The sequence below is a fragment of the Frigoribacterium sp. R86507 genome (genome assembly GCF_044597695.1).
GTDB lineage: Bacteria > Actinomycetota > Actinomycetes > Actinomycetales > Microbacteriaceae > Frigoribacterium.
The window spans coordinates 3,330,591-3,353,720 of record NZ_CP139002.1; the positions used below are offsets into that span (position 1 = coordinate 3,330,591).

At 71.1% G+C, this 23,130-nt stretch carries 22 protein-coding genes and 1 tRNA gene; 13 read left to right on the plus strand and 10 right to left on the minus strand.

Translation table 11 applies throughout. The features are described from left to right. Positions 1 to 257: 257 nt before the first annotated feature. Positions 258 to 1,436 (minus strand): NAD(P)-binding domain-containing protein, encoded by a 1,179-nt coding sequence (locus SJY14_RS15725; protein ID WP_396599398.1) that lies wholly within the window; start codon positions 1,434 to 1,436, stop codon positions 258 to 260. Positions 1,437 to 1,576: 140 nt separating this feature from the next. On the opposite strand from SJY14_RS15725, the gene SJY14_RS15730 reads away from it, so the two are divergent. Both SJY14_RS15730 and SJY14_RS15735 read left to right on the plus strand, forming a co-directional pair. Further along, entirely contained in the window at positions 1,577 to 1,774 is a 198-nt protein-coding gene (locus SJY14_RS15730) for a DUF3073 domain-containing protein (RefSeq protein WP_054147370.1), read from the plus strand. A gap of 13 nt (positions 1,775 to 1,787) precedes the next feature. Further along, positions 1,788 to 2,183: a VOC family protein gene (locus SJY14_RS15735; RefSeq protein WP_396599399.1), complete on the plus strand. Its 396-nt coding sequence runs from the start codon at positions 1,788 to 1,790 to the stop codon at positions 2,181 to 2,183. Positions 2,184 to 2,314: 131 nt separating this feature from the next. Here the strand turns inward: SJY14_RS15735 and SJY14_RS15740 are convergent, their stop codons facing one another. Continuing rightward, the gene (locus tag SJY14_RS15740) at positions 2,315 to 2,536 is read right to left on the minus strand and encodes a hypothetical protein (RefSeq protein ID WP_071255982.1); all 222 of its coding nucleotides are present in this window, start codon (positions 2,534 to 2,536) and stop codon (positions 2,315 to 2,317) included. A gap of 110 nt (positions 2,537 to 2,646) precedes the next feature. Beyond that, positions 2,647 to 3,771 (minus strand): phosphoribosylformylglycinamidine cyclo-ligase, encoded by a 1,125-nt coding sequence (purM, locus tag SJY14_RS15745; RefSeq protein WP_396599400.1) that lies wholly within the window; start codon positions 3,769 to 3,771, stop codon positions 2,647 to 2,649. A 71-nt stretch (positions 3,772 to 3,842) separates the two neighbouring features. Here purM and purF point away from each other — a divergent pair, with 71 nt between their 5' ends. From purF to SJY14_RS15760, 3 genes are all read left to right on the plus strand, one after another. Beyond that, a complete protein-coding gene (gene purF, locus SJY14_RS15750; RefSeq protein WP_396599401.1) occupies positions 3,843 to 5,303 on the plus strand; it encodes an amidophosphoribosyltransferase in 1,461 nt (486 codons plus the stop codon). Positions 5,304 to 5,436: 133 nt separating this feature from the next. Beyond that, a complete protein-coding gene (locus SJY14_RS15755; protein ID WP_255364234.1) occupies positions 5,437 to 6,237 on the plus strand; it encodes an ABC transporter ATP-binding protein in 801 nt (266 codons plus the stop codon). Continuing rightward, on the plus strand, positions 6,219 to 7,793 hold the full coding sequence (locus tag SJY14_RS15760; RefSeq protein WP_396599402.1) for a transporter: 1,575 nt from the start codon (positions 6,219 to 6,221) through the stop codon (positions 7,791 to 7,793). The genes SJY14_RS15755 and SJY14_RS15760 overlap by 19 nt, the downstream gene beginning before the upstream one ends. 90 nt (positions 7,794 to 7,883) lie before the next feature. Here SJY14_RS15760 and SJY14_RS15765 read toward each other — a convergent pair whose 3' ends face one another. Both SJY14_RS15765 and SJY14_RS15770 read right to left on the minus strand, forming a co-directional pair. Continuing rightward, positions 7,884 to 8,294 (minus strand): hypothetical protein, encoded by a 411-nt coding sequence (locus SJY14_RS15765; protein WP_071255988.1) that lies wholly within the window; start codon positions 8,292 to 8,294, stop codon positions 7,884 to 7,886. 79 nt (positions 8,295 to 8,373) lie between these two features. Continuing rightward, the gene (locus tag SJY14_RS15770; protein ID WP_071255990.1) at positions 8,374 to 8,754 is read right to left on the minus strand and encodes a sterol carrier family protein; all 381 of its coding nucleotides are present in this window, start codon (positions 8,752 to 8,754) and stop codon (positions 8,374 to 8,376) included. Positions 8,755 to 8,850: 96 nt separating this feature from the next. Here SJY14_RS15770 and purD point away from each other — a divergent pair, with 96 nt between their 5' ends. From purD to SJY14_RS15790, 4 genes are all read left to right on the plus strand, one after another. Continuing rightward, positions 8,851 to 10,119 carry a phosphoribosylamine--glycine ligase gene (purD, locus tag SJY14_RS15775; RefSeq protein ID WP_396599403.1) on the plus strand — a complete coding sequence of 423 codons (1,269 nt, stop codon included), beginning with the start codon at positions 8,851 to 8,853 and terminating at the stop codon, positions 10,117 to 10,119. Positions 10,120 to 10,190: 71 nt separating this feature from the next. Continuing rightward, positions 10,191 to 11,099, plus strand: a complete 909-nt coding sequence (locus tag SJY14_RS15780) for a phosphoribosylaminoimidazolesuccinocarboxamide synthase (RefSeq protein WP_396600285.1) — start codon at positions 10,191 to 10,193, stop codon at positions 11,097 to 11,099. A 309-nt stretch (positions 11,100 to 11,408) separates the two neighbouring features. Then, entirely contained in the window at positions 11,409 to 12,248 is an 840-nt protein-coding gene (locus SJY14_RS15785) for a VOC family protein (RefSeq protein ID WP_071256004.1), read from the plus strand. A 25-nt stretch (positions 12,249 to 12,273) separates the two neighbouring features. Further along, positions 12,274 to 12,843 (plus strand): GNAT family N-acetyltransferase, encoded by a 570-nt coding sequence (locus SJY14_RS15790; protein WP_396599404.1) that lies wholly within the window; start codon positions 12,274 to 12,276, stop codon positions 12,841 to 12,843. A gap of 100 nt (positions 12,844 to 12,943) precedes the next feature. Here SJY14_RS15790 and SJY14_RS15795 read toward each other — a convergent pair whose 3' ends face one another. Together SJY14_RS15795 and SJY14_RS15800 are read right to left on the minus strand one after the other, a co-directional pair. Then, positions 12,944 to 14,446 (minus strand): catalase, encoded by a 1,503-nt coding sequence (locus SJY14_RS15795; protein ID WP_054144898.1) that lies wholly within the window; start codon positions 14,444 to 14,446, stop codon positions 12,944 to 12,946. 50 nt (positions 14,447 to 14,496) lie between these two features. Continuing rightward, positions 14,497 to 15,009 (minus strand): Fur family transcriptional regulator, encoded by a 513-nt coding sequence (locus SJY14_RS15800; RefSeq protein WP_396599405.1) that lies wholly within the window; start codon positions 15,007 to 15,009, stop codon positions 14,497 to 14,499. Between the two features lie 127 nt (positions 15,010 to 15,136). On the opposite strand from SJY14_RS15800, the gene SJY14_RS15805 reads away from it, so the two are divergent. The 4 genes from SJY14_RS15805 (at position 15,137) to purL (ending at position 20,080) form a co-directional block, all read left to right on the plus strand. Beyond that, complete coding sequence (locus SJY14_RS15805; protein WP_396599406.1) at positions 15,137 to 16,486, plus strand: acyltransferase; 1,350 nt, start codon at positions 15,137 to 15,139, stop codon at positions 16,484 to 16,486. Positions 16,487 to 16,770: 284 nt separating this feature from the next. Continuing rightward, positions 16,771 to 17,034, plus strand: coding sequence for a phosphoribosylformylglycinamidine synthase subunit PurS (gene purS / locus SJY14_RS15810; RefSeq protein WP_396599407.1), 264 nt, complete (start codon positions 16,771 to 16,773; stop codon positions 17,032 to 17,034). After that, on the plus strand, positions 17,034 to 17,729 hold the full coding sequence (gene purQ / locus SJY14_RS15815) for a phosphoribosylformylglycinamidine synthase subunit PurQ (protein WP_054144901.1): 696 nt from the start codon (positions 17,034 to 17,036) through the stop codon (positions 17,727 to 17,729). The genes purS and purQ overlap by 1 nt, the downstream gene beginning before the upstream one ends. 35 nt (positions 17,730 to 17,764) lie before the next feature. Next, positions 17,765 to 20,080, plus strand: a complete 2,316-nt coding sequence (gene purL / locus SJY14_RS15820) for a phosphoribosylformylglycinamidine synthase subunit PurL (RefSeq protein WP_396600286.1) — start codon at positions 17,765 to 17,767, stop codon at positions 20,078 to 20,080. Positions 20,081 to 20,574: 494 nt separating this feature from the next. Here purL and SJY14_RS15825 read toward each other — a convergent pair. The 3 genes from SJY14_RS15825 to gltX all read right to left on the minus strand — a co-directional run bounded on the left by SJY14_RS15825 (position 20,575) and on the right by gltX (position 23,123). After that, positions 20,575 to 20,646, minus strand: a tRNA-Gln gene (locus SJY14_RS15825). 54 nt (positions 20,647 to 20,700) lie between these two features. Further along, positions 20,701 to 21,636: an NAD(P)/FAD-dependent oxidoreductase gene (locus SJY14_RS15830; RefSeq protein ID WP_396599408.1), complete on the minus strand. Its 936-nt coding sequence runs from the start codon at positions 21,634 to 21,636 to the stop codon at positions 20,701 to 20,703. Next, on the minus strand, positions 21,633 to 23,123 hold the full coding sequence (gene gltX / locus SJY14_RS15835; RefSeq protein WP_396599409.1) for a glutamate--tRNA ligase: 1,491 nt from the start codon (positions 23,121 to 23,123) through the stop codon (positions 21,633 to 21,635). Before gltX ends, SJY14_RS15830 begins: the two co-directional genes overlap by 4 nt. Positions 23,124 to 23,130 lie beyond the last annotated feature (7 nt).

The following is a 23,130-nucleotide window of genomic DNA, read 5'->3' on the forward strand; positions in this document are numbered from 1 at the left end:
CTGTCCACCCCTGCCCGCCGCCGCCCGCTCCGCCCGACGCCCGGCACCCCGTCGCCTCCCCACCTGTGCACTTCGCGACAACGGAGGGGCGGCACCCGCCCCGGCACGCGGTCGGCGTGTCGCCCGCCGAGTGTCGGGTTCGGCACCACCCGACGCCCCCTCGTCGGTCGGGTTCGGCACGGTCGACCTCAGCCGCCGTCGTACCGACCCGCATGCGCACCCGTCTCTGTAGCCGCACGTGCGCACGGCTCCAGGGCTCACCCGCGGCGTGCGGCGTCGCTCTCCGAGAGCCGGGCCACGACCTGCCGAGCGATCCCCCGCCCGGCCCGGTTCGCCCCGATGGTCGACGCCTGCGGCCCGTACCCCGCGAAGAACAAGCGCGGGTGGAGGGTGGACGCGCCGCCCTCGACGCTCACGCCCCCGTCGGCCGACCGCAGCCCGAGTGGTGCCAGGTGGCGCAGCTCGGGGCGGAACCCGGTCGCCCAGACGATGGCGTCCGCGTGGGCGAAGGTGCCGTCCGCCCAGCGCACCCCGTCCGGCTCGACCGACGCGAACATCGGCCGCTCGACCAGCACGCCGCGCTCGATGCCCGACACGAAGCGCCGGGTGCGCGGGACGCCCGTGCCGCTGACGATGCTGGGCAGCGCCTGCCCCGCCCGGGCCGCGCGGTCCTGGGCAGCAACCGCAGCGACGGCCGACTCGACGTCGAGCTCGCCCTGGTCGAGCCAGTCCACCGGTCGGCGCGTCACCCACGTCGTCGACGCCGCGACGCCGTCGAGCTCGAGCACGAACCCGATCGCGCTCGTGCCCCCGCCGACCACGACGACGTCGAGCCCCTCGAGCTCGGACGCCGCCCGGTAGTCCGACGTGTGCAGCTGACGCCCGCGGAAGGTGTCGCGCCCCGGGTACCACGGCACGAACGGAGCGCCCCAGGTGCCGGTCGCGTTCACGACCACCTCGGCCCGCAGCGACCCCGAAGCCGGCCCCAAGCCGGCCTCCGACCCCGTCGCCGAGGCGGCCTCCGAGCCGACACCCGAGGAGGCGCGCCCCGCCCACCGCACCGAGAAGCCGTCCCCCAGCCCGGTCACCCCGGCCACCTCGACCGGACGTCGCACGTCGAGCCCGAGTGCGGCCTCGTAGCGGGCGTACTGTTCGGCGACGACGTCACGCGCCGGGGCCGACCGGTCGGCCGAGTCGAAGCCGAGACCGAGCCCGGCCATGCCCGGCAGGTCGTGCACGCGGTGCGCGGCACCCAGCCGCAGGCTCTCCCAGCGGTGCTGCCACGCGCCTCCGGTGCCGGGCCCCCGGTCGAGCACGACGAGGTCGCGTCCCACCTCGAGCCCGAGCCGTCGCAGGTACCACGAGACCGACAACCCGGCCTGGCCCGCACCGATCACGAGGACCCGCGTCCGCTCGCCTTCGCCCCCAGGAGTCATCCCGACCATCATGCCCGTCCGAGGCGGCAGCCGGGGCTAGGGGTACATGATAAGATCGGTCCAGTTTTTCAACAGCATCCTGTCGGCAGTTCCCGGGTCGTCCGACACCGTTTCCGGGCCGAGTTCAGAGGGGGTCACGCATGGGGCGCGGCCGTCAAAAAGCCAAGCACACCAAGGTCGCCAGAGAGCTGAAGTACTTCAGCCCTGACACCAACTACGGTGCACTCGAAAAAGAGTTGGCGACGAAGAACGACTCCGGCGACGAATACGTCGACAAATGGGCCGACGACTTCGACGACGAATACGACACCGGGCACGACCAGAACAAGAGCGCCTGAGGCCGGTCGGCTGATGACCTCGTCACCCTCGTCTCCCTCGTCCCTCGTGTGGGAGCAGGTCGTCGTCGACTCGAGCGACCCGGTACGGCTCGCTCGCTGGTGGGCGGACGCCCTCGGCTGGGTGGTCGTCTCGTCCGACGACGACGAACCCGAGATCCGTCCGACGCCCGACACGCTGCCGGGGCTGCTCTTCGTGAGCGTCCCCGAAGCCAAGACGGTCAAGAACCGTCTGCACCTCGACTTCCGCCCGACCCCGGTCGACGGTCAGAGCCGTGAGGCGACGCAGGCCGACGAGGTCGCGCGACTCGAGTCGCTCGGGGCCGTCCGCGCACGCGTCGGCCAAGACGACTCCGACGTGTCGTGGGTCGTGCTCGCCGACCCCGAGGGCAACGAGTTCTGCGTCCTCTGATTCCGCACGACGCACTCCACACGACGACGGCCCCTCGATCTCGAGGGGCCGTCGTCGTGTGTCACGGACCGATCGCCCGAGCGGGCGGCCGGTCGACGGTGCGACCGTGACCGCCCGTCAGGAGGCGCGGGTCAGCCGCCTACGAGCGTCGCGACCGCGGGCAACAGCCCCACGACCAGCAGCAGGATCATGCCGCCGGCCGTGAGAGCTGCGACCTTGCGCCCACCGGTGACGGGCGACGCGGTCGACCGCGGCGGCGCCGGCTCGGCGGGGACACGGCTGACCCGGGCGCTGCGCGGGGCGGCGACCGCCGTGCGAGAGACGGAGGGGAGGGGGATGCGGGTGGTGCTCATGGGTCGACTCCTTCGTCGTCCGGTCTGACGTCGTCGTCAGCGCGCCCGGCACGGGCGTGCGTTCATGGTACGTCCGACGCCGGGGCGACGCCACGCGGCGTGAACGGTGATCAGCCCGCGTAGGCCCCGACGAGCCGCACCGCGCCTCCGTCGACTCCCTTGGCTCCCTGTTCGAACCCGGCGAGATCGCGCTGCCCGGTCGAGACGGTGCCGACGGGCCAGGTCGCGATGCCGTCGGCCTCGAGGGCCGAGGTGACCGCGTCGGCCTGCGACGCGGCGACGACGGCGATCATCCCGATGCCGAGGTTCCAGGTGCCCTCGCTCGATTCGAGGGTCGAGCCGGCCAGGTCGCTCAGCACCCGGAAGACGGGCAGCGGCGACCAGGTCGAACGGTCGACCTCGGTCCACGACCCGCGGGGAAGCACGCGGGCGAGGTTGGCCGCGATGCCGCCCCCGGTGACGTGGCTGAGCGAGTGGATCGCGCCGTCGAGCGCAGGGTCGTCGAGGACGCGCAGCAGGGGTGACGTGTAGAGCCGCGTCGGTTCGAGCAGCGCCTCGCCGACGGTGCCCGAGAACTCGGGCAGGGTGTCGTCGTAGCCGAGGTCGCGCGACGCGAGGATGTGGCGGACGAGCGAGAAGCCGTTCGAGTGCACGCCCGACGAGGCGAGGGCGAGCACGACGTCACCGTCGTCGACGAGGTGCGGGCCGAGCTGGCGCCCCGACTCGACCGCACCGACCGCGGCACCCGCCACGTCGTAGTCGTCGGGCCCGAGCAGGCCGGGGTGCTCGGCCGTCTCTCCGCCGACGAGGGCGGTGCCCGTCTCGCTGCAGGCGCGGGCGATGCCCTCGACGATCGAGGCGATGCGGGCCGGCACCACGCGGCCGCAGGCGATGTAGTCGGTCATGATCAGCGGCCGGGCACCGACGACGACGATGTCGTCGACGACCATGCCCACCAGGTCTTGCCCGATCGTGTCGTGCTTGTCGAGCGCCTGCGCGATCGCGACCTTCGTGCCGACGCCGTCCGTCGACGTGGCGAGCAACGGCTTGTCGAAGTCCTTGAGGAACGACACGTCGAACAGCCCGGCGAACCCGCCCACGCCGCCGACGACCCCGGGGCCGTGCGTGGCGCTGACGGCCGCCTTCATCAGCTCGACCGCCCGGTCGCCGGCGGCCGTGTCGACCCCCGCTGCGGCGTAGGAGGCGCTGGTCGAGTGGGCAGAGGAGGTCGCCATTCGTTCATCCGTTCGGTGTCGCTCTAGACTGTCGCGGTAACCCCAACTCTACGGTCTGGAGCCAGATCCGCATGTGCGGCATCGTCGGTCTCGTCGCGCACGAGCCAGCAAATCAACTCGTCTACGATTCGCTCCTCCTCTTGCAGCACCGCGGGCAGGACAGCACCGGCATCGCCACCGCCGAGGGCGGCATCTTCCACGTGCACAAGACCAAGGGGCAGGTTCGCGAGGGCTTCCGCACCCGCGACATGCGTGCCCTGCTGGGCAACATGGGCCTCGGCCACGTGCGCTACGCCACCAAGGGCGCGGCCAGCAACGAGCAAGAGGCGCAGCCGTTCTACGTGAACGCGCCCTACGGCATCGTGCTGATCCACAACGGCAACCTGACGAACACGCGCGAGCTCACCAGCGAGCTCTTCCACGTCGATCGCCGTCATCTCAACACCAACAGCGACACCGAGCTGCTGGTCAACGTGCTCGCGCACGAACTGCAAGAGCAGGTCAACGGCAGCGAGCTCGATCCCGAGCAGATCTTCGCGGCGGTCACCCGCGTGCACGACCGGGTGCAGGGCTCGTACGCGGCGATCGCCATGATCGCCGGCCACGGGCTGCTGGCCTTCCGTGACCCGTTCGGCATCCGCCCGCTGGTGCTCGGTCGCCGTCTCGCCGCCGACGGCGTCCGCGAAGAATGGATCACCGCCTCCGAGTCGCTCGTGCTCGAGTCCGGCGGTTACGAGATCGTCCGTGACGTCGCGCCCGGCGAGGCCGTCTTCATCTCGCTCGACGGGCAGATGGTGTCGAAGCAGTGCCACGCCAGCCCGCGCCTCATCCCCTGTTCGTTCGAGTACGTCTACCTGGCCCGCCCCGACTCGATCATGAACGGCATCTCGGTCTACGACGCCCGCCTGCGCCTCGGCAACCGGCTGGCCGACACGATCGCCGCGCACTCGCCGATCGGCGACATCGACGTCGTCATGCCGATCCCCGACTCGTCACGCCCCGCGGCCATGCAGGTCGCCCAGAAGCTCGGCATCGAGTACCGCGAGGGCTTCTACAAGAACCGCTACGTCGGCCGCACGTTCATCATGCCGGGGCAGGCCGAACGCAAGCGGTCGGTGCGCCAGAAGCTCAACGCGATGTCGAGCGAGTTCAAGGGCAAGAACATCCTGATCGTCGACGACTCGATCGTCCGCGGCACGACCTCGCGCGAGATCGTCGAGATGGCCCGGGCCGCCGGCGCGAACAAGGTGACGTTCACCTCGGCCGCTCCCCCGGTGCGCTTCCCTCACGTGTACGGCATCAACATGCCGTCCCGGCACGAGCTGGTCGCCCACGACCGGAAGATCCCCGAGATCGCGCGCGAGCTGGGTGCCGACCACCTCATCTACCAAGAGGTCGCCGACATGCAGGCCGCCATCACCGAGGGCAGCGACGTCACCGAGCTCGAGATGAGCTGCTTCACGGGCGAATACGTCACCGGGACGGTCAGCCCCGAGTACCTCGCCTGGGTCGAGGCCAACCAGCTCAGCTGAGCCGGCGCGTCCGTCGGCACCCGCGCCTCCTGCGTTCTCCGCCGCCGGTACGCCCGTCGCCACCCGCACCTCGCCCCCGCTTCCACCCCCTGGGGGAGGCGCGGTGTCGGCGGGCGTCCCTAGGCTGGGGGCCATGAGCGACGTCGGCATGCCCCGCCCCGAACCGACCGCGACGCCTCCGGCGTCCGCACTGCAGATCACCGGCCTGCGCAAGGCCTTCGGCGACAAGGTCGCCGTCGACGGCATCGACCTGACCGTGCCGACGGGCTCGTTCTTCGGCCTCGTCGGCCCGAACGGCGCCGGCAAGACGACCGCGCTCTCGATGGCGACCGGGCTGCTGCGTCCCGACGCGGGCCGCATCGAGGTGCTCGGCGTCGACGTCTGGTCCGATCCGACGCACGCCAAGTCGCTCGTGGGCGTGCTGAGCGACGGCATCTCGCTCTTCGACCGCCTCACCGGCGAGCAGCTCGTCACGTACCACGGCCTGCTCAACGGCATGAGCCGCGAGACGACGGCGCAGCGGGTCGGCGATCTGCTCGACCTGCTCGACCTGCGCTCGGCCGGCGGCACGCTCGTCGTCGACTACTCCGCGGGCATGACCAAGAAGGTGGCCCTCGCCTGCGCGCTGGTCCATGCGCCGCGCCTCCTCGTCCTCGACGAGCCGTTCGAGTCGGTCGACCCGATCTCGGCCGCGAACATCCGCGACATCCTGCACGGTTACACACAGAACGGCGGCACGGTCATCGTGTCGAGCCACTCGATGGACCTCGTCCAGCGTATGTGCGACCACGTCGCCGTCATCGCGGCGGGGCGCGTGCTCGCGGCCGGCACGACCGACGACGTGCGGGCCGGCTCCACCCTCGAAGACCGCTTCGTCGAACTCGTCGGCGGTCGCCAGCACAACGAGGGGCCGTCGTGGTTGCGCACCTCCTGAGTCTGCGCTGGCGGGTGCTGCTGAACGGCTTCAAGCGCAGCACCTGGCAGATCGTCGCAGCGGTCATCGGCGGGCTCTACGGTCTCGGCGTGCTCGCCGCGGTCGTCGCGGGCCTCGTCGCCCTCTCGTTCGCGCCCGAGCGCTGGGCCTGGACGGCCGGCGTGCTCGGCGGCTCGCTCGCGGTCGTCGGCTGGGTCGTCGTGCCGTTCGTCGCCCGGGGCTACGACCAGACCCTCAGCGTCTCGAAGCTGCGTCAGTTCCCCTTGCCCGCCGACCGCCTCCTCGTCGCGCTGTTCGTCGCGGGGCTGCTGGGCATCCCGGGCATCATCACGCTCGTCGCCGCCCTCGCGACGACCTTCAGCTGGCTGCAGCACCCGCTGTCCGCCGTCCTCGCCCCGTTCTGCGGGCTGCTCGGTGTCTTCGTCTGCGTCGCGGCGTCCCGCGCGGTCGAGACCGCCACCAGTGCGCTGGGCGCCAAGCGTCGCTACCGCGAGCTGATGAGCGTCGCGATCTTCGTGCCCCTCATCCTGGCCGGGCCCCTGATCGGCCTGGTCGGCCAGGGCCTCAGCTCGCTCGGCGACGACCTGCCCCCCGTCGCCCACGCGCTGTCGTGGAGCCCGGTCGGCGCCGCCTGGTCGATCCCCGGCGACGTCGCCCTCGGCCGGCCGGGCGAGGCAGCCCTCAAGGCCCTCATCGCCGTGGCCACCCTGGGTGTACTCCTGCTGCTCTGGCGACGGGGCCTGGCGACGGCGCTCGTGGCGCCCCCGGCCGTCACGGCCACTGCGGCGTCCAAGGGCCTCGGACTCTTCGCGCGCTTCCCCGCGACGCCGACCGGCGCGGTCGCCGCCCGCACGGCCGTGTACTGGCTGCGCGACCCGCGGTACGGCGGGTCGCTGATCGTCGTCCCGCTGATGCCGGTCCTGGCGATCTTCCTGTCGTTCTCCCTCGACACGTCCTGGCCGCTGTACGCCATCGGCCCGGCCGTGGCCGCCCTGCTCGCCATCACGCTGGCCGCCGACGTCTCGTACGACGGCACGGCCTTCGCCGCCCACCTGTCGACCGGGCTGGCGGGTTCGGCCGATCGCGCCGGCCGCGTCCTGACGCTCGGGCTGTTCGCGGTGCCCTCGGTCGTGCTCGCCACGCTCGTCCCCCTGGCGGTGGTCGGGCGGCTCGACGTCGCCCCCGCGCTGCTCGGTGTCGGCCTGGGCCTCCTGCTCACGGGGTTCGGGGTCTCGAGCGTGGCTTCTGCGCTCTACCTCATGCCCGTCCCGGCGGCGGGCGAGAGCCCGTTCAAGTCGCCTCCCGGGGCCAACGTCACCTCGACCCTGGGGCTCTACGCCTCGTGGGCGATCGTCTTCGTGCTGGCACTGCCCGAGCTCGTGCTCGGCGTCGTGGCGCTGGTGCAGGGGTCGGTGCTGCTGGGGCTGCTGACGCTCGTCGTGGGCGTCGCCCTCGGGACCGTCCTGATGGTGGTCGGCATCCGACGTGGCGGACGCCTGCTCGATGCCCGGGGTCCCGAGCTGCTCACCCGGTTGCGGCGGGCTCGCGGCGCCTGACCCGGGCCGTCGGCCCGGACGTGCTCCCGACGTCGGTCGGGGTCGGTCCTCCGACGTGGGCCGAGGTCACGGTCGGTCGGCCGGACGACGTCAGGCGCGGTCGGAGTCGCCGTCGGTCACCTGGCGGGGCGCGGCGTCGGCCTCGTCGACCGGTACCTCGAGGCGTTCGCGTTCGACCTGGACGCGCTTCGCGCCGCGGCTGGTGACGCGCTCGGCGATGATGGCGACGATGCAGCCGACGGCCCCGCCGATCGTGAGCCCCCAGAGCGAGATGTACCCGTAGGTCTGCGCCACGCCCTCGCCCGAGTCGAACGGGAAGAGCGAGGTGACGATCAACGACACGACGACCCCGAGCGCCGCGCCCATGATCAAGAAGACGGGCACCTTGGGCGCTCGGCGCACGGTGACCTCGTCACGTTCGACGATCGACTCGGCGGCGCGTTCGACCGTGGGCTCGACGACGGGCTCGGGTCGCTGCTGGTCGTCGGGTGCGTTCGTCACCCGCCCATCATCCCAGAGGAGGCCGACGAGCGCCGACGCCCGTCTCGACGTCGAGCATGGCCCACCGAGGAGGCGCGGGTCAGCCCCGCTGCCAGGCGATCGGCACGTAGCCGGTCAGGTCCGCCCTGCTGCCGGAGGCCGACACGAGCGCCCCGGCCCGCGCCTCCTGCCAGCTGAGATCGCCGGTGGCGAGTCGCACGAAGGTGGCGGCGTCGGTCTCGACGACGTTCGGCGGGGTGCCCCGGGTGTGGCTGAGGCCCTCGCGGAACTGCACGGCCCCGAACGGTGGCACGCGGACCTCGACCGTGGCCCCGGGTTCGCCGTCGGCGAGCACCTGCAGCAACCAGCGGACGGCCATGGCGGTCACCGGCCGCGGCGCGGTCTCGTCGGCGGCGAGCGCCGCCCGCACCTCGCCCACGGCGGTCGATCCCGCCGCGTCGTCGATCCGTGCCCTGGCCATGCGCCCACGCTACCCGCGGGCCGCTTCCCCGCACCGCACCTCCAAGGCTCCGCCTCGGACTCGGCACCGCGGCACACCCTCGGTAGGCTGTGGCGCGTGCGAATCCTCGTCCTCGGTTCCGGTGCTCGCGAGCACGCCATCATCACCGCCCTGCTGCGCGAAGACGCGGGCCACGAGATCGTCGCGGCCCCCGGCAACGCGGGCATCGCCGACCAGGTCGACATCGTGCACCTCGACCCGTCGAACGGTGCCGTCGTCACCGAGTACGCACTCGAGAACGACGTCGAGCTGGTCGTCGTCGGCCCCGAGGCCCCGCTGGTCGCCGGTGTCGCCGACGCCCTCCGCACTCGGGGCATCCCGGTCTTCGGCCCCGGCAAGAAGGCCGCGGCGCTCGAGGGCAGCAAGACCTTCGCGAAGCGCATCATGGACGAAGCCGGCGTGCCCACCGGGCGGGCCACGCGCGTGGGCACCCTCGACGAGGCCGTCGCGGTGCTCGACGACTTCGGCTCCCCCTACGTCGTCAAGGCCGACGGGTTGGCGGCAGGCAAGGGCGTCCTCGTCTCGGACGACCGCGACGCGGCGGTCGAGCACACCACCTACTGGTTGCAGCACGGGCCCGTCCTCGTCGAGGAGTTCCTCGAGGGGCCCGAGGTCTCGCTGTTCTTCCTCAGCGACGGCCACACGGTCGTGCCGCTCAGTCCCGCGCAGGACTACAAGCGCCTGCTCGACGGCGACGCCGGCCCCAACACCGGCGGAATGGGCGCCTACTCGCCGCTGCCCTGGCTGGGCGACCGCTTCGGCAGCGAGAAGGACTTCGTCGACGAGGTGCTCGACACCATCGCCACCCCGACGGTGCGTCAGCTCGAGTCCGAGGGGACGCCGTTCATCGGCCTCCTCTACGCCGGTCTCATCCTCACCGAGAAGGGCGTGCGCGTCATCGAGTTCAACGCCCGCTTCGGCGACCCCGAGACGCAGGTCGTCCTGCCCCGTCTGATCACGCCGCTCAGCGGACTGCTGCTCGCCGCGGCGACCGGGTCGCTCGGCAACCACGAGTCGCCGCGCTTCTCGTCCGACGTCGCCGTGACGGTGGTCCTCGCCAGCGAGGGCTATCCCGAGGGCGCCGTCAGCGGTCGCCCGCTGCACGGACTCGACGACGCGACCGCCGTCGCCGGCGTGCACGTCGCCCACGCCGCGACCGCCCGTCTCGACGACCAGCTCATCGCCACCGGCGGGCGCGTGCTCAGCGTGGTGGCCGAGGGGTCCGACTTCACCGAGGCCCGGGGTCGGGCCTACGAGGCCCTCGCGCGCATCGAGCTCGAGGGCGGCCAGTACCGCCACGACATCGCCGAACGGGTCGCCCGATGACCGCCCCCGAGGGCACCACGGCCCAGGCCGACGCGACCGCAGGAGGCGCGGCTCGCCAGGCCACGCCCGTCATGCCGGGCACCCCTCGCCACCTCGACGGCTGGACGCCCGTGTACTCGGGCAAGGTCCGCGACCTCTACGTCCCCGCACCGGTCGCCGGCTCGGTCGGCGACGCCGCCACCCTCGCCGACACCGAGCACGTTCTCGTCGTCGCGAGCGACCGCGTCAGCGCCTTCGACCAGGTGCTCGAGCCCGGCATCCCGGGCAAGGGTGCCCTGCTCACGCAGCTCAGCCTCTGGTGGTTCGCGCAGCTCGCCACCGTGCCGAACCACCTCGTCGATCCGACCACCGCCTCCGTCTCGTTGCCCGCGCAGGTCCGTGACCGCGCGATGCTCGTGAAACCGCTCGACATGTTCCCCGTCGAGTGCGTCGTCCGCGGGTACCTGGTCGGCAGCGGCTGGGCCGAGTACCGCGAGCACGGCACCGTCTGCGGCATCCCGCTGCCCGAGGGACTGTCGAACGGCGACCGGCTGCGCGAACCGATCTACACCCCGGCGTACAAGGCGCCCCTCGGCGAGCACGACGAGAACATCTCGTTCGAGCGCACCGTCGAGCTCGTCGGCGCCGAGACCGCGGCGGCCCTGCGCGACCGGTCGCTCGAGATCTACCGTCTGGCGTCCGACGTGGCCGAGGCCCGCGGGGTCATCCTCGCCGACACGAAGTTCGAGTTCGGCGCCGACCGCGCCACGGGCGAGATCACCCTGGGCGACGAGGTCCTCACGAGCGACAGCAGCCGCTTCTGGGACGCCGAGGTCTACGCCTCGGGCAACCGCACCCAGAGCTTCGACAAGCAGATCGTCCGCGACTGGCTCTCCGCGCACTGGGACGGCACAGGCGAAGCGCCTGCGCTGCCCGACGACATCGTCGCCCGCACGGCCGCCCGTTACCGCGAGCTGATCGAGCGCCTCACCGCCCGCTGACCCGGGCCCCGCGCCCGGCCCAGGGCTTCGCACCGCGTTTCGTGCACGGCACCGCATCGAGATCCGGTGCAGTGAACGAAACACGGTGCACAGTCGGTCGGGAATGCCCGACGTGGCCGGCCGGTTCGATTCGGTGACGTGTCACCGACCGGGTGGCCACCCCGACCGACCAGACCGAGGGCACCCATGACCGACACCTCCGAGACCGACGCGACCCGCGCCTCCTCGTCCTCCGCAGCCGACTCGTCGGCGACGGGACAGCGGGCATCGGGTGCACGCACCGCCGACCTGCTCGCCGCCGACACCGGCATGGGAGCCGTCACCCTCCGGGTCGCCGACCTCGACGCGATGACCGCGTACTACCGCGACGCCGTCACCTTGACGGTGCTGACCGCCGAGCCCGCCGTGGGCCGCGTGGTCCTCGGCCGAGGAGCGACGCCGATCGTCATCCTCGAGCACGCACCCGAGCTGAGGCACGCGGGCCCGCGAGAGGCCGGCCTGTTCCACACGGCGATCCTCTTCGAGACCGAGGCCGACCTCGCCGCCGCCGTCTACGGCGTCGCGACCCGTCACCCCGGCACGTTCACGGGCAGCGCCGACCACCTCGTCAGCAAGGCCTTCTACTTCACCGACCCCGAGGGCAACGGCATCGAGCTCTACTGGGACCGTCAGCGCTCCGAGTGGTCCTGGACGCACGGCCAGGTCGACATGGCGACCCTCGCCCTCGACCCGAACGCGTTCGTGCAGCAGAACGTCACCGAGGAGGCGCTGGCCGGCTCGGCATCCCGTCCCGCCACGGTCGGCCACGTGCACCTGAGCGTGGGCGACGTCGAGTCGGCCCACCGGTTCTACGTCGAACAGCTCGGCTTCGAGACGACGACGCGTTTCGGGCCGCAGGCCCTGTTCGTCAGCGCGGGCGGCTACCACCACCACATGGCGATGAACACCTGGAACAGCGCCGGGGCCGGGCGTCGCCAGCTGGGGCTGGGCCTCGGCCTCGTTCGCATCGAGGTGCCGACGTCCGACGACCTGGGCGCCCTCGGCGAGCGCCTCGACCACCACGGCGTCGCGACCCGCGACGACGGGCGGGTGCTGGGGTTCGACGATCCCTGGTCGAACCAGATCCAGGTGACCGTCCGACCGAGCTGACCACCGGCACCGCTAACGTCGAGGCATGCCTGCAGCCGAGTCCCCCACCTTCTCCACGACCCGCGAGGGCGATCTCACGCTCGACGACCACGAGGCGATCGCGGCGACGCTCGCCCGGGCGTTCCCGAGCTACGACCACTGGTACGCCGGGGCTCGCAGCTGGGCGGGCATGCAGCCCGAGCTGAGGGTCGTCGCGCGTCAGGGCGACGTCGTGGTGGCGCACGCCGGCCTGCGTCGCCAGTTCGTCACCGTCGGCGACGCCGACCTGCTCGTCACCGCGGTCGGCATGGTCGCCGTCTCGCCGACCGTCCAGGGTACCGGCCTCGGCGGCGAACTGCTCCGTCGGATCGACGCGGCGCTGACGTCGCTCGACAGCGGCTTCGGCGTGCTCGAGACCGGCGACGACGTGCAGGGCTTCTACCGTCGCGGCGGCTGGCTGCCGCTCGACGGCCTCACGGCGCACTACACGGCGTTCAGCGCCGACGGCGCCGGCGTCCTCGTCACCCAGGACCACGGCTGGCTGCTCCGCGAGGGCACGCGCACCCTCGCCGACTGGCCCCAGGGCGAGCTGCACTGGAACGGTCAGATGGTCTGACCCGGGCGGCACCCGAGACCGCTCGAACCCCGGAACGCCGAGGAGGCGCGGTGACCGACGAACGGTCACCGCGCCTCCTGCGGTCTGTCGCGACTTGCGGCTACGCCGGGACGCCGACCTCGGCCGGGTCCTCGTTCGAGCCGGGAGCCTCGGGCTCGACGCCCTTGCGGACGCGCAGGCCCAGGGTGGGGTCGACGTTGGTCCAGTACTCGTAGACGCGCTCGCGCAGGGCGGGCTGGGTGACCTTCGAGACGTGGCCCACGATGTTCTGCACCAGGCGGTCGCGCTCCTCGTCGTTCAGCACCTCGCGGACGAGCGTGCCGGCCTGGCCGAAGTCGTCGTCCTCGGGGTGCAGCGTCACGGACGAGCGGACGAGCTCGCCGTCGCTCTCCCAGCCGCCGGTGTCACCCGCGGCCTGAGGGTCCGCCGCCGGGCCGCCCACCGAGTTCGGTGCGTAGACCGGCGCCGTCGCCTCGCTGAAGTGGTACCGCGCGGCGCCGTCCTTCGAGTACGAGTGCACCTCGGTCTTGGGCGTGTTCACCGGCAGCTGCTGGTGGTTGACGCCGATGCGGTAGCGGTGGGCGTCCGCGTAGCTGAAGATGCGCGCGAGCAGCATCTTGTCGGGGCTGGTCGCGATGCCGGGGACGAAGTTCGACGGAGCGAACGCGGCCTGCTCGATCTGCGCGAAGTAGTTCTCGGGGTTGCGGTTCAGCGTCATGGTGCCGACCTCGATGAGCGGGTAGTCCGCGTGCGGCCACACCTTCGTCAGGTCGAACGGGTTGAAGCGGTACGTGGCCGCCTCGTCGTAGGGCATGACCTGCACCGACAACGTCCAGGTCGGGAAGTCGCCGCGGTCGATCGCCTCGGAGAGGTCGCGGATGTGGAAGTCGGCGTCCTCGCCCGCGATGCGGTCGGCGTCGTCCTGCGTGAGGATCTTGTTGCCCTGGTTCGTCTTGAAGTGGTACTTCACCCAGAAGCGCTCGCCTTCGGCGTTGATCCACTGGTACGTGTGCGAGCCGAAGCCGTCCATGTTGCGCCACGAGGCGGGGAGGCCTCGGTCGCCCATCAGCCAGGTGACCTGGTGCGCCGACTCGGGTGACAGCGTCCAGAAGTCCCACTGCATGTCGTGGTCGCGCAGGTGCGAGCCGGGCAGGCGCTTCTGCGAGTGGATGAAGTCGGGGAACTTGATGCCGTCACGGATGAAGAAGACGGGCGTGTTGTTGCCCACGAGGTCGTAGTTGCCCTCGCTCGTGTAGAACTTGAGCGCGAAGCCGCGGGGGTCGCGCCACGTGTCGGGGCTGCCCTGCTCGCCGGCGACGGTCGAGAAACGGGCCAGCATCTCGGTCTCGACACCGGGCTGGAACAGCGCGGCGCGCGTGTAGCGCGAGACGTCGGCCGTCGTGACGAACGTGCCGAAGGCTCCGCCGCCCTTGGCGTGGACGATGCGCTCGGGCACCTTCTCACGGTTGAAGTTGGCCAGCTTCTCGACCAGCTTGTGGTCGTGCAGGACGATCGGGCCGTCGGCGCCGACCGACTGCGAGAACTCGTCGCTGGCGGCGGGGGCGCCGTTGTCGGTGGTGGTGATCTTCTTGGCGTCGGTCATGTGTCCTCTTTCGTTCGTGGTTCGTCGTCGTGTGAGATCAGGGGGGAGGGTCAGGCCACGGGGACGGCCGCGTCGGTCGCGTCCGCGCGGTCGGACGAGGAGGCGGGGCTCGGCTCGTCGCCCTCCGCACCGTCGGCCTCGGCCGCTCGACAAGCCGGGCACAGACCCCAGAAGGTCACCTCGGCGGTCTGCACGAGGTAGCCCGAGTCGTGTGAGGGGGTCAGGCAGGGGGCGTGGCCGACGACGCAGTCGACGTCGGCGACCGAGCCGCACACCCCGCAGACCACGTGGTGGTGGTTGTCGCCCGTCCGCAACTCGTACAGCGCCGCCGAGCCCGCGGGCTCGATGCGACGCACCAACCCGGCACCGGTCAACGCGTTGAGCACGCCGTACACCGCCTGGACCGACGTGCCGGGCAGTTCGAGGGCCACCCGGGCGAAGACCTGCTCGGCGGCCGCGTGTGGCGACGGCTCGAGGGCGCGCAACACGGCGAGCCGGGGCTCGGTCACGCGCAGCCCGGCGGAGCGCAGGGCCTCGCGGGGATCGTCGGTCAGATCGGTCATGGATCAAGTGAACCACTCTTTTGATCCGATCAAAACAATCCGGGCCGGCTCGGAGGCTGTTCCCGGGTTCGGACGCGCCCTGTGCACAACCGCGACGGGGGCCCGTCGGGTCGCTAGCGTCATCGTCATGAGCGCCGCCGCCACGCCCCCGTCGTCAGCCACCCCTGCCGTCCCCCCGGGGCGCGACCTCGTGGTCGACCTCGCCCGCGTCTTCTGCGTCCTGCTGGTCGTGGCGATCCACGTGATGATGGTCGGCGTCGCCGTCGACGCGACGGGTGCCGTCGTGGCGAACCGCCCCCTGCAAGAGCAGTCCTGGTTCCCCCTCTCGACCTGGGTCGGGCAGATCATGCCGCTCTTCTTCGTGGTCGGCGGCTTCGCCAGCGCCACGGCCTGGGCCGGCGCTCGTCGCCGCGGCGACGACGCCGGCGACTTCGTCCGGGGCCGTCTGCTGCGGCTCGCCCGGCCGGCGAGCGCGGTCTTCGCCGTCCTCGCGATAGCCCTCGCCGTGGCGACCCTGCTCGGCGCCGATCCCGACCTGCTCGACGTCGTGGCGACCGGGGTGGGCTCGCCGTTCTGGTTCCTCGCCGCCTACGGCATCACCCAGGTGCTCGTGCCGGTCATGGCGCGGTTGCACGCCACCCGCCCCTGGGCGACCCTGTTCGTCCTGGCGGCGGCCGCCGTCCTGGTCGATGCCGTGCGGTACGGCACCGGCGTCACGGCCATCGGCCTCCTCAACCTCGCCTTCGTGTGGCTGTTCGTGCAGCAGCTCGGCTTCGCGTACGCCGACGGGCTGTTCCGTCGGACGCCTCGGGTCGTCCTGCTCGTCGTCGCCGTCGCGGCCTACGCCGCCCTGGTCCCGCTGACCACGGCCGGGCCGTGGTCCGACGACATGCTGAGCAACCTCAACCCGCCGACGGTGCCGCTCATGGCGCTCGGGGTGGCCCAGATCTGCGTGCTCTCGCTCGTGCACCCCGCCCTGTCCCGCCTGATGTCCACGTCGCCGGCCCGCGCCGTCGTGTTCGCGATCGGCAGCCGAGGCATGACCATCTACCTCTGGCACCTCCCGCTGCTGATCGCCCTGCTCGGGTTCCTGTTGGCCGTGGGCGGGCCGCTCCCCGAGCCCTCGACGGCCACCTGGTGGTGGACGCGCCTCCCGATCTGGGCCCTCGTCATCGGGCTGGCCTGCCTCGTGTCCCTGGCCACGGCGCGGTTCGAGCTGCCACCGCGAGCGCTCCCCGAGGGCCGACGCCGCGCCTCCTGGTGGCTGATCGGGGCGGCGGCGGTGCTCGCGATCGGGCCGCCGTTCGACGTCATGCAAGAGGGGCTCGACCTGCGCAACGCGGTCGCGGGGGCGATCTGCCTGCCCCTGGCGATCTGGCTGCTCGGACGGTCACGCCCCTCCGTCGACGCCGAAGTCGTCCGCCGGACGGCCCGGGCCGACGCCGTCGGGCCGGCGGACGCGGCCCGACAGGGGTAGACGCCCGGCCGACGGGGGGTTCGGCCGGGCGTCCGGCGGTCTCGGGGCGGATCAGGAACCCCTCGACCGGAAGCGGAACAGTAGGCCCGATCACGAGGCCTGTGTTCTGTCCGCCGAGATCACTGTGCGGCGCGAACCCATGATCCGGCTGACAAGAGCCTCGCATTCCCCTGACGATCCCTGCGACGGCCCGTCCACCCCGGCCGACGGTTCCACCAGGAGGCGCGCGCGGCTGCCGTAGACTCGTCGCGTCCACCCGTTGACGCCTCTGCAGGAGTAAACCAGTGCCCACAATCGTCGTCGAGGTCATGCCCAAGGCTGAACTGCTCGACCCCCAGGGCAAGGCCGTCGCCGGTGCCCTCTCCCGTCTCGGCAAGGGGGCGTTCACCGACGTCCGCATCGGCAAGCGCTTCGAGGTCACGGTCGAGGGCGAAGTGACCGACGCCGTGCTCGCCGAGGTCCGCGAGCTCGCCGACGACATGTTCTCGAACTCGGTCATCGAAGACGTCGTCTCGATCACCGTCGCCGACGCTCCCGCCACGCTCTGATGCGCGTCGGCGTCGTCACCTTCCCCGGCTCCCTCGACGACCGCGACGCGCAGCGCGCGGTCCGACTCGCGGGCGGCGAGCCCGTCGCCCTCTGGCACGGCGACCACGACCTGAAGGGCGTCGAGGCGATCATCCTGCCCGGCGGCTTCAGCTACGGCGACTACCTGCGCGCCGGCGCGATCGCGTCCTTCTCGCCGATCATGGCCGACGTGGTCGACGCCGCTAACGCGGGCATGCCCGTCCTCGGCATCTGCAATGGCTTCCAGATGCTCGCCGAGGCCCGACTGATCCCGGGTGCCCACACCCGCAACGCGCACCAGCAGTTCATCCGGCGAGACCAGCGCCTCGTCGTCGAGAACGCCCGCACCGACTGGACGAACGGCTTCACCGAGGGGCAAGAGATCACCATCCCCCTCAAGAACGCCGACGGCCGCTTCATCGCCGACGCCGAGACCATCAAGCGCATCGAGGGCGAGGGGCAGGTGGCCTTCCGCTACGTCGGCGTCAACCCGAACGGGTCGATGGACGACATCGCCGGCGTCACCAACGCGCGCGGCAACGTCGTCGGTCTCATGCCGCACCCCGAGCACGCCGTCGAAGAGGGCTTCGGCCCCGACACCCCCGCCGCGATGTCGAGCGGGGTCGACGGCCTGACCTTCTTCACGTCCGTTCTCGAGAGGGCCCTCGCCAAGTGACCGACCAGACCGACCGCGCCCCGCACGACGCCGAGATGATCGACGTCCGTCCCGAGGGCCACGTCCCCGACACCGTGGCGAACGCCGCGGCGACGCCCGACCGAGAGCAGCCCTACGGCGCCCTGGGGCTCAAGGCCGACGAGTACGCGAAGATCCGCGAGATCCTCGGTCGTCGCCCGACCAGCGGCGAGCTCGCCATGTACTCGGTCATGTGGAGCGAGCACTGCTCGTACAAGTCGAGCAAGATCTACCTCCGCCAGTTCGGCCAGAAGGTCTCCCCCGCCATGAAGAAGAACCTCATGGTCGGCATGGGCGAGAACGCCGGCGTGGTCGACGTGGGGGGCGGGTGGGCCGTCACCTTCAAGGTCGAGTCGCACAACCACCCCAGCTACATCGAACCGTTCCAGGGCGCCGCCACCGGTGTGGGCGGCATCGTCCGCGACATCATCTCGATGGGAGCCCGTCCCGTCGCGGTCATGGACCAGCTGCGCTTCGGCGACATCGACGCGCCCGACACGGCCCGCGTGGTGGACGGCGTCGTCGGCGGCATCAGCTTCTACGCCAACTGCCTCGGTCTGCCCAACATCGGCGGCGAGACCTACTTCGACGCGGTGTACCAGGGCAACCCCCTGGTCAACGCGTTGGCCGTGGGCGTCCTGCGCCACGAAGACCTGCACCTGGCCAACGCCCGGGGTGTCGGCAACAAGGTGGTCCTCTTCGGTGCCCGCACCGGTGGTGACGGCATCGGCGGCGCCTCCATCCTCGCCTCCGACACGTTCTCGTCCGGTGGGCCCACCAAGCGTCCCGCCGTCCAGGTCGGCGACCCCTTCGCCGAGAAGGTGCTCATCGAGTGCTGCCTCGAGCTGTTCCGCGACGAGCTGGTCGAGGGCATCCAAGACCTCGGCGCCGCCGGCATCAGCTGTGCGACGTCCGAGCTCGCCTCGAACGGCGACGGTGGCATGTTCATCGAACTCGACAACGTCCTCCTCCGCGACCCGTCGCTCACCGCCGAAGAGATCCTGATGAGCGAGAGCCAGGAGCGCATGATGGCCGTCGTGCGTCCCGAGAAGCTCGACGCGTTCCTCGCCGTCGTGGCGAAGTGGGACGTCGAGACCAGCGTGCTCGGCGAGGTCACCGACACCGGCCGTCTCGTCATCAACTGGCACGGCGAAGAGATCGTCAACGTCGAGCCCCGCACGGTCGCCGTCGACGGCCCGGTGTACGAGCGCCCCGTCGCCTACCCGAGCTGGATCGACGCACTCCAGGCCGACAGCGCGTCGTCGCTGCCCCGCCCCACGGGCAACGCGGTTCTGCGCGAGCAGTTCCTCGAGCTGCTCGGCTCGCCCAACCTGGCCGACAAGAGCTGGGTCACGAACCAGTACGACACCTACGTGTTGGGCAACACCGCCCTCAGCTTCCCCGACGACGGCGGCATGATCCGCGTCGACGAAGAGACCGGTCTCGGCTTCGCGATCGCGACCGACGCCAACGGGCGCTACTGCCAGCTCGATCCCAAGCAGGGTGCGCGTCTCGCACTGGCCGAGGCGTACCGCAACGTCGCCGTGACCGGTGCCGTGCCCGCCGCGGTCACCGACTGCCTGAACTTCGGCAGCCCCGAAGATCCCGAGGTCATGTGGCAGTTCTCACAGGCCGTCGAGGGTCTGGCCGACGGTTGCCTCGAGCTCGAGATCCCGGTGACCGGTGGCAACGTGTCGTTCTACAACCAGACCGGCACGAGTCCGATCCACCCCACTCCCGTGGTGGGTGTCCTCGGAGTGATCGACGACGTCGCCAAACGCATCCCGTCCGGCTGGCAGGACGAGGGCGACAACATCTACCTGCTCGGCACGACGGCGCTCGAACTGGACGGGTCGGCCTGGGCCGGCGTCGTGCACGACCACCTCGGCGGCCGCCCGCCGGCGGTCGACCTCGCGGCCGAGGCCCAGCTCGCGCAGCTCCTGCACGCCGGTGGTGACCAGTCGCTGATCGCGGCGGCCCACGACCTCAGCGACGGCGGCCTGGCGCAGGCGCTGGCCGAGGCCGTGCTGCGCTTCGGCGTCGGCGCCCGTGTCTGGCTGGGCGAGGTGCTCGAGCGTGACGGCATCGACGTCGCGACGGCGCTCTTCAGCGAGTCGACCGGTCGCGTGATCGTCTCGGTGCCGCGCGAGGACGACGTCCGCTTCCGTGGCCTCTGCGAGGGCCGCGGCTACCCAGTGGCCCGCATCGGCGTGACCGACGGCGAGTCCGGGTCGCTCGAGGTGCAGGACGTCTTCACGGTGTCGATCGACGAGCTGCGCACCACCCACCGCGGCACACTGCCGGCCCGTTTCGGAGCCACGATCGGCGAGTAGCTCCTCTACCTCCCCGAATCGGGCGAGTCCGTCGGAACCTGTCGTCATCAGACGCCCGGTTCCACCGGACTCGCCCGTTCTGGCCTTCGGGTCGCTTCTCCTTCCGGAGCGACATGCGGCCCCTCAGGGCCGAGCGGAGCCGACCCGGGTTCCCCTGCGGCGAACCGGATGAGACAGCGCAGGACGCTGGAGGCGCGTGTCGCTCTCAGCGCGGCCTGCCCCCCGCCCCGTGGTCGCGATGGCCATCCCCACAGCTACGCCCGATGTGGATTGAAGGGCACGACCAACGAAGCTCCCGGACCGAAGGTCAGCCGATCCCCCGTTCGGCGAAGCCGACCACCCGCCGAAGGCGGGGCCGACGAACACGAACAGCCACGCCCCCGGACCAAAGGCCAGCCGATCCCCCGTTCGGCGAAGCCGAACACCCCGCCGGAGGCGGGCAGACGAACACGAACAGCAATGCCCCCGGACCGAAGGTCAGGGGGCATTCATTGCTGGGGTACCTGGACTCGAACCAAGAACAACTGAACCAGAATCAGTCGTGTTGCCAATTACACCATACCCCAATGATGACAACCGTCAGGTCTACATCACTGTCGGCCCATCATCTGGACCGACGTCTACTGTACAGCATCCGCCAGGTGTTCGAGGCCACCGATCAGGTCACGGTTGATGACGGCGGCCACGCGGGCGCCGTCACCAGCGGCGACGATCAGTTGCTGAGGCCCGGGCGCCGTGCTCTCACCGGCCGCGTACAGCCCGGGCACCGAGGTTCGTCCGTGCCCGTCGACGACGAGCAACCCGTCGTCGTCCAGGTCGGCTCCCGTCGCGGAGACGTAGTCCAACGCGGCGGACCACTCCGGGCGCACGAAGCCGCCGGCCCGAGGGACGACCGTGCCGTCCTCGAGCACGACCCCGCGCATGCCGTCGCGATCGCCGTCGATGCTCGTGACCCGGCGACGATCCACCGTGATGCCGCGGGCTGCCAGCGCAGCCTCGTCCGCCGAGGTCACGACGTCCGAGCCATGCGTGAACACGATGAGGTCGTCGGTCCACTGCGAGAGCAACAGCGCACGGTCGACGAGGTCGGAGTGCTCACCGATCAGGGCGAGCGACTGGTCACGCTTGTCGTATCCGTCACACTCGATGCAGCTGTGGATGTACGTGCCGTAGAACGCCCGGAGTTGGGCGATCTCGGGCAGGGTCTCGCTCAACCCCGTCGTCACCAGCACGGCCCCCGCCACCGCGGACGACTGCTGCCCTCGGAACTCGCACGAGATCTCGAACCCTCCGTCGACCGGAACGACGTTCGTCGCCAGCGTCTGTCGGTGTTCGGCCCCCTCGTAGCCCAGGAACTCGTCGCGTCCGAGCTTGCGCAGCTCGAGCGGCGAGATGCCGTCCCGCGTAAGGTACCCGTGCGAGAGCAACGTGGCGGAGTTGCGCGGCCGGTTGCTGTCGATCAGCAGGACTCGTCGTCGAGCGCGGACGAGGTTGAGCGCGGCGCTCAACCCCGCGGGACCTCCCCCGATGACCGCGACGTCGTAGCGCTCGGTCATGAGCGGTCGGCGAGGGCGGCGAGTCGGGCCAGGGTCGACTCGCGCCCGAGGATCTCCATGGACTCGAACAGCGGCGGACTCACCCGACGACCGGACAGCGCCACGCGCAGCGGCCCGTAGGCCACACGGGGCTTGAGGCCCAGGTCGTCGACGAGCGCCGTCTTGAGGGCGGCCTGGATCGGCTCGTGCGTCCAGTCCGACACGCCCTCGAGGGCAGCCAAGGAGGCGCGCAGCACTTCGCCGGACCGCTCACCCAGCGAGGAGAGCGCGTCGTCTTCGTGGACGAGGTCGTCGTCGGCGACGAACAGGAACCCGAGCATGCCCCGAGCCTCGGACAGGAGGGTCATGCGCTCCTGGACGAGAGGTGCAGCCTGCACCAGCACGGCACGCTCGGAGTCCGTCGGGGGCACGCTGACGATGCCGTCCAGGTAGGGCAGCAGGCGCTCCGTGAAGTCCTCGACCGGGAGCAGACGGATGTGGTCGCCGTTGATCGACTCAGCCTTCTTCACGTCGAACCGTGCCGGGTTCGGATTCACGTCGACGACGTCGAACGCCGTGACCATCTCGTCGATCGAGAACACGTCCCGATCGTGCGTCAAGGACCACCCCAGGAGGGCGAGGTAGTTGACGAGGCCTTCGGGGATGAACCCCCGGTCGCGGTGGTGGAACAGGTTCGACTCGGGGTCGCGCTTCGAGAGCTTCTTGTTGCCGTCACCCATCACGTAGGGCAGGTGGCCGAACCGAGGGACGAAGGTCGTGATGCCGAGCTCGACCAGCGCTTCGTAGAGCGCGATCTGCCGTGGCGTCGAGGAGAGGAGGTCTTCGCCTCGCAGGACGTGGGTGATGCCCATCAGGGCGTCGTCCAGCGGGTTGACGAAAGTGTAGAGAGGCACGCCGTTCGGGCGGACGACGACGAAGTCGCTGAAGGACCCCGCCGGGAAGGTGATCTGACCCCGCACGAGATCGTCGAAGCTGAGGTCGCGGTCGGGAACGCGCAGTCGGAGCGCCGGCTGCCGCCCTTCAGCCCGGAAAGCGGCCCGCTGCTCGTCGGTGAGCTCGCGCTCGAAGTTGTCGTAGCCCTGCTTGGGGTCTCGGCCGTTCGCGATGTTACGCGCCTCGATCTCTTCGCCCGTGGCGAAGCTCTCGTAGAGCAGGCCGCGCTCGAGGAGTTGATCGATGACTCCGCGATAGATGTCGTGGCGCTGCGACTGTCGGTAGGGACCGTGAGGCCCGCCGGCGTCGACGCCCTCGTCCCAGTCGATCTTGAGCCAGCGCAGTCCGTCGAGGATCTGCTCGTAGCTCTCTTCGCTGTCTCGGGCAGCGTCGGTGTCTTCGATGCGGAACACGAGCTTGCCACCCGTGTGCCGGGCATAGGCCCAGTTGAAGAGGGCGGTACGGATGAGGCCGACATGCGGCGTTCCGGTGGGCGAGGGGCAGAACCGCACGCGCACATCGGCGCCAGTGGCGGTGGAGAAGGGAGCAGACATCGGTGTC

What these genes read in the sequence shown, in the direction of transcription:
- SJY14_RS15725 (WP_396599398.1), bottom strand. Translation starts at nt 1,436, where the DNA reads ATGACTCCTGGGGGCGAAGGCGAGCGGACGCGGGTCCTCGTGATCGGT.
- SJY14_RS15730 (WP_054147370.1), top strand. Translation starts at nt 1,577, where the DNA reads ATGGGGCGCGGCCGTCAAAAAGCCAAGCACACCAAGGTCGCCAGAGAG.
- SJY14_RS15735 (WP_396599399.1), top strand. Translation starts at nt 1,788, where the DNA reads ATGACCTCGTCACCCTCGTCTCCCTCGTCCCTCGTGTGGGAGCAGGTC.
- SJY14_RS15740 (WP_071255982.1), bottom strand. Translation starts at nt 2,536, where the DNA reads ATGAGCACCACCCGCATCCCCCTCCCCTCCGTCTCTCGCACGGCGGTC.
- purM (WP_396599400.1), bottom strand. Translation starts at nt 3,771, where the DNA reads ATGGCGACCTCCTCTGCCCACTCGACCAGCGCCTCCTACGCCGCAGCG.
- purF (WP_396599401.1), top strand. Translation starts at nt 3,843, where the DNA reads ATGTGCGGCATCGTCGGTCTCGTCGCGCACGAGCCAGCAAATCAACTC.
- SJY14_RS15755 (WP_255364234.1), top strand. Translation starts at nt 5,437, where the DNA reads ATGAGCGACGTCGGCATGCCCCGCCCCGAACCGACCGCGACGCCTCCG.
- SJY14_RS15770 (WP_071255990.1), bottom strand. Translation starts at nt 8,754, where the DNA reads ATGGCCAGGGCACGGATCGACGACGCGGCGGGATCGACCGCCGTGGGC.
- SJY14_RS15780 (WP_396600285.1), top strand. Translation starts at nt 10,191, where the DNA reads ATGCCGGGCACCCCTCGCCACCTCGACGGCTGGACGCCCGTGTACTCG.
- SJY14_RS15785 (WP_071256004.1), top strand. Translation starts at nt 11,409, where the DNA reads ATGGGAGCCGTCACCCTCCGGGTCGCCGACCTCGACGCGATGACCGCG.
- SJY14_RS15790 (WP_396599404.1), top strand. Translation starts at nt 12,274, where the DNA reads ATGCCTGCAGCCGAGTCCCCCACCTTCTCCACGACCCGCGAGGGCGAT.
- SJY14_RS15795 (WP_054144898.1), bottom strand. Translation starts at nt 14,446, where the DNA reads ATGACCGACGCCAAGAAGATCACCACCACCGACAACGGCGCCCCCGCC.
- SJY14_RS15800 (WP_396599405.1), bottom strand. Translation starts at nt 15,009, where the DNA reads ATGACCGATCTGACCGACGATCCCCGCGAGGCCCTGCGCTCCGCCGGG.
- SJY14_RS15805 (WP_396599406.1), top strand. Translation starts at nt 15,137, where the DNA reads ATGAGCGCCGCCGCCACGCCCCCGTCGTCAGCCACCCCTGCCGTCCCC.
- purQ (WP_054144901.1), top strand. Translation starts at nt 17,034, where the DNA reads ATGCGCGTCGGCGTCGTCACCTTCCCCGGCTCCCTCGACGACCGCGAC.
- purL (WP_396600286.1), top strand. Translation starts at nt 17,765, where the DNA reads ATGATCGACGTCCGTCCCGAGGGCCACGTCCCCGACACCGTGGCGAAC.
- SJY14_RS15830 (WP_396599408.1), bottom strand. Translation starts at nt 21,636, where the DNA reads ATGACCGAGCGCTACGACGTCGCGGTCATCGGGGGAGGTCCCGCGGGG.
- gltX (WP_396599409.1), bottom strand. Translation starts at nt 23,123, where the DNA reads ATGTCTGCTCCCTTCTCCACCGCCACTGGCGCCGATGTGCGCGTGCGG.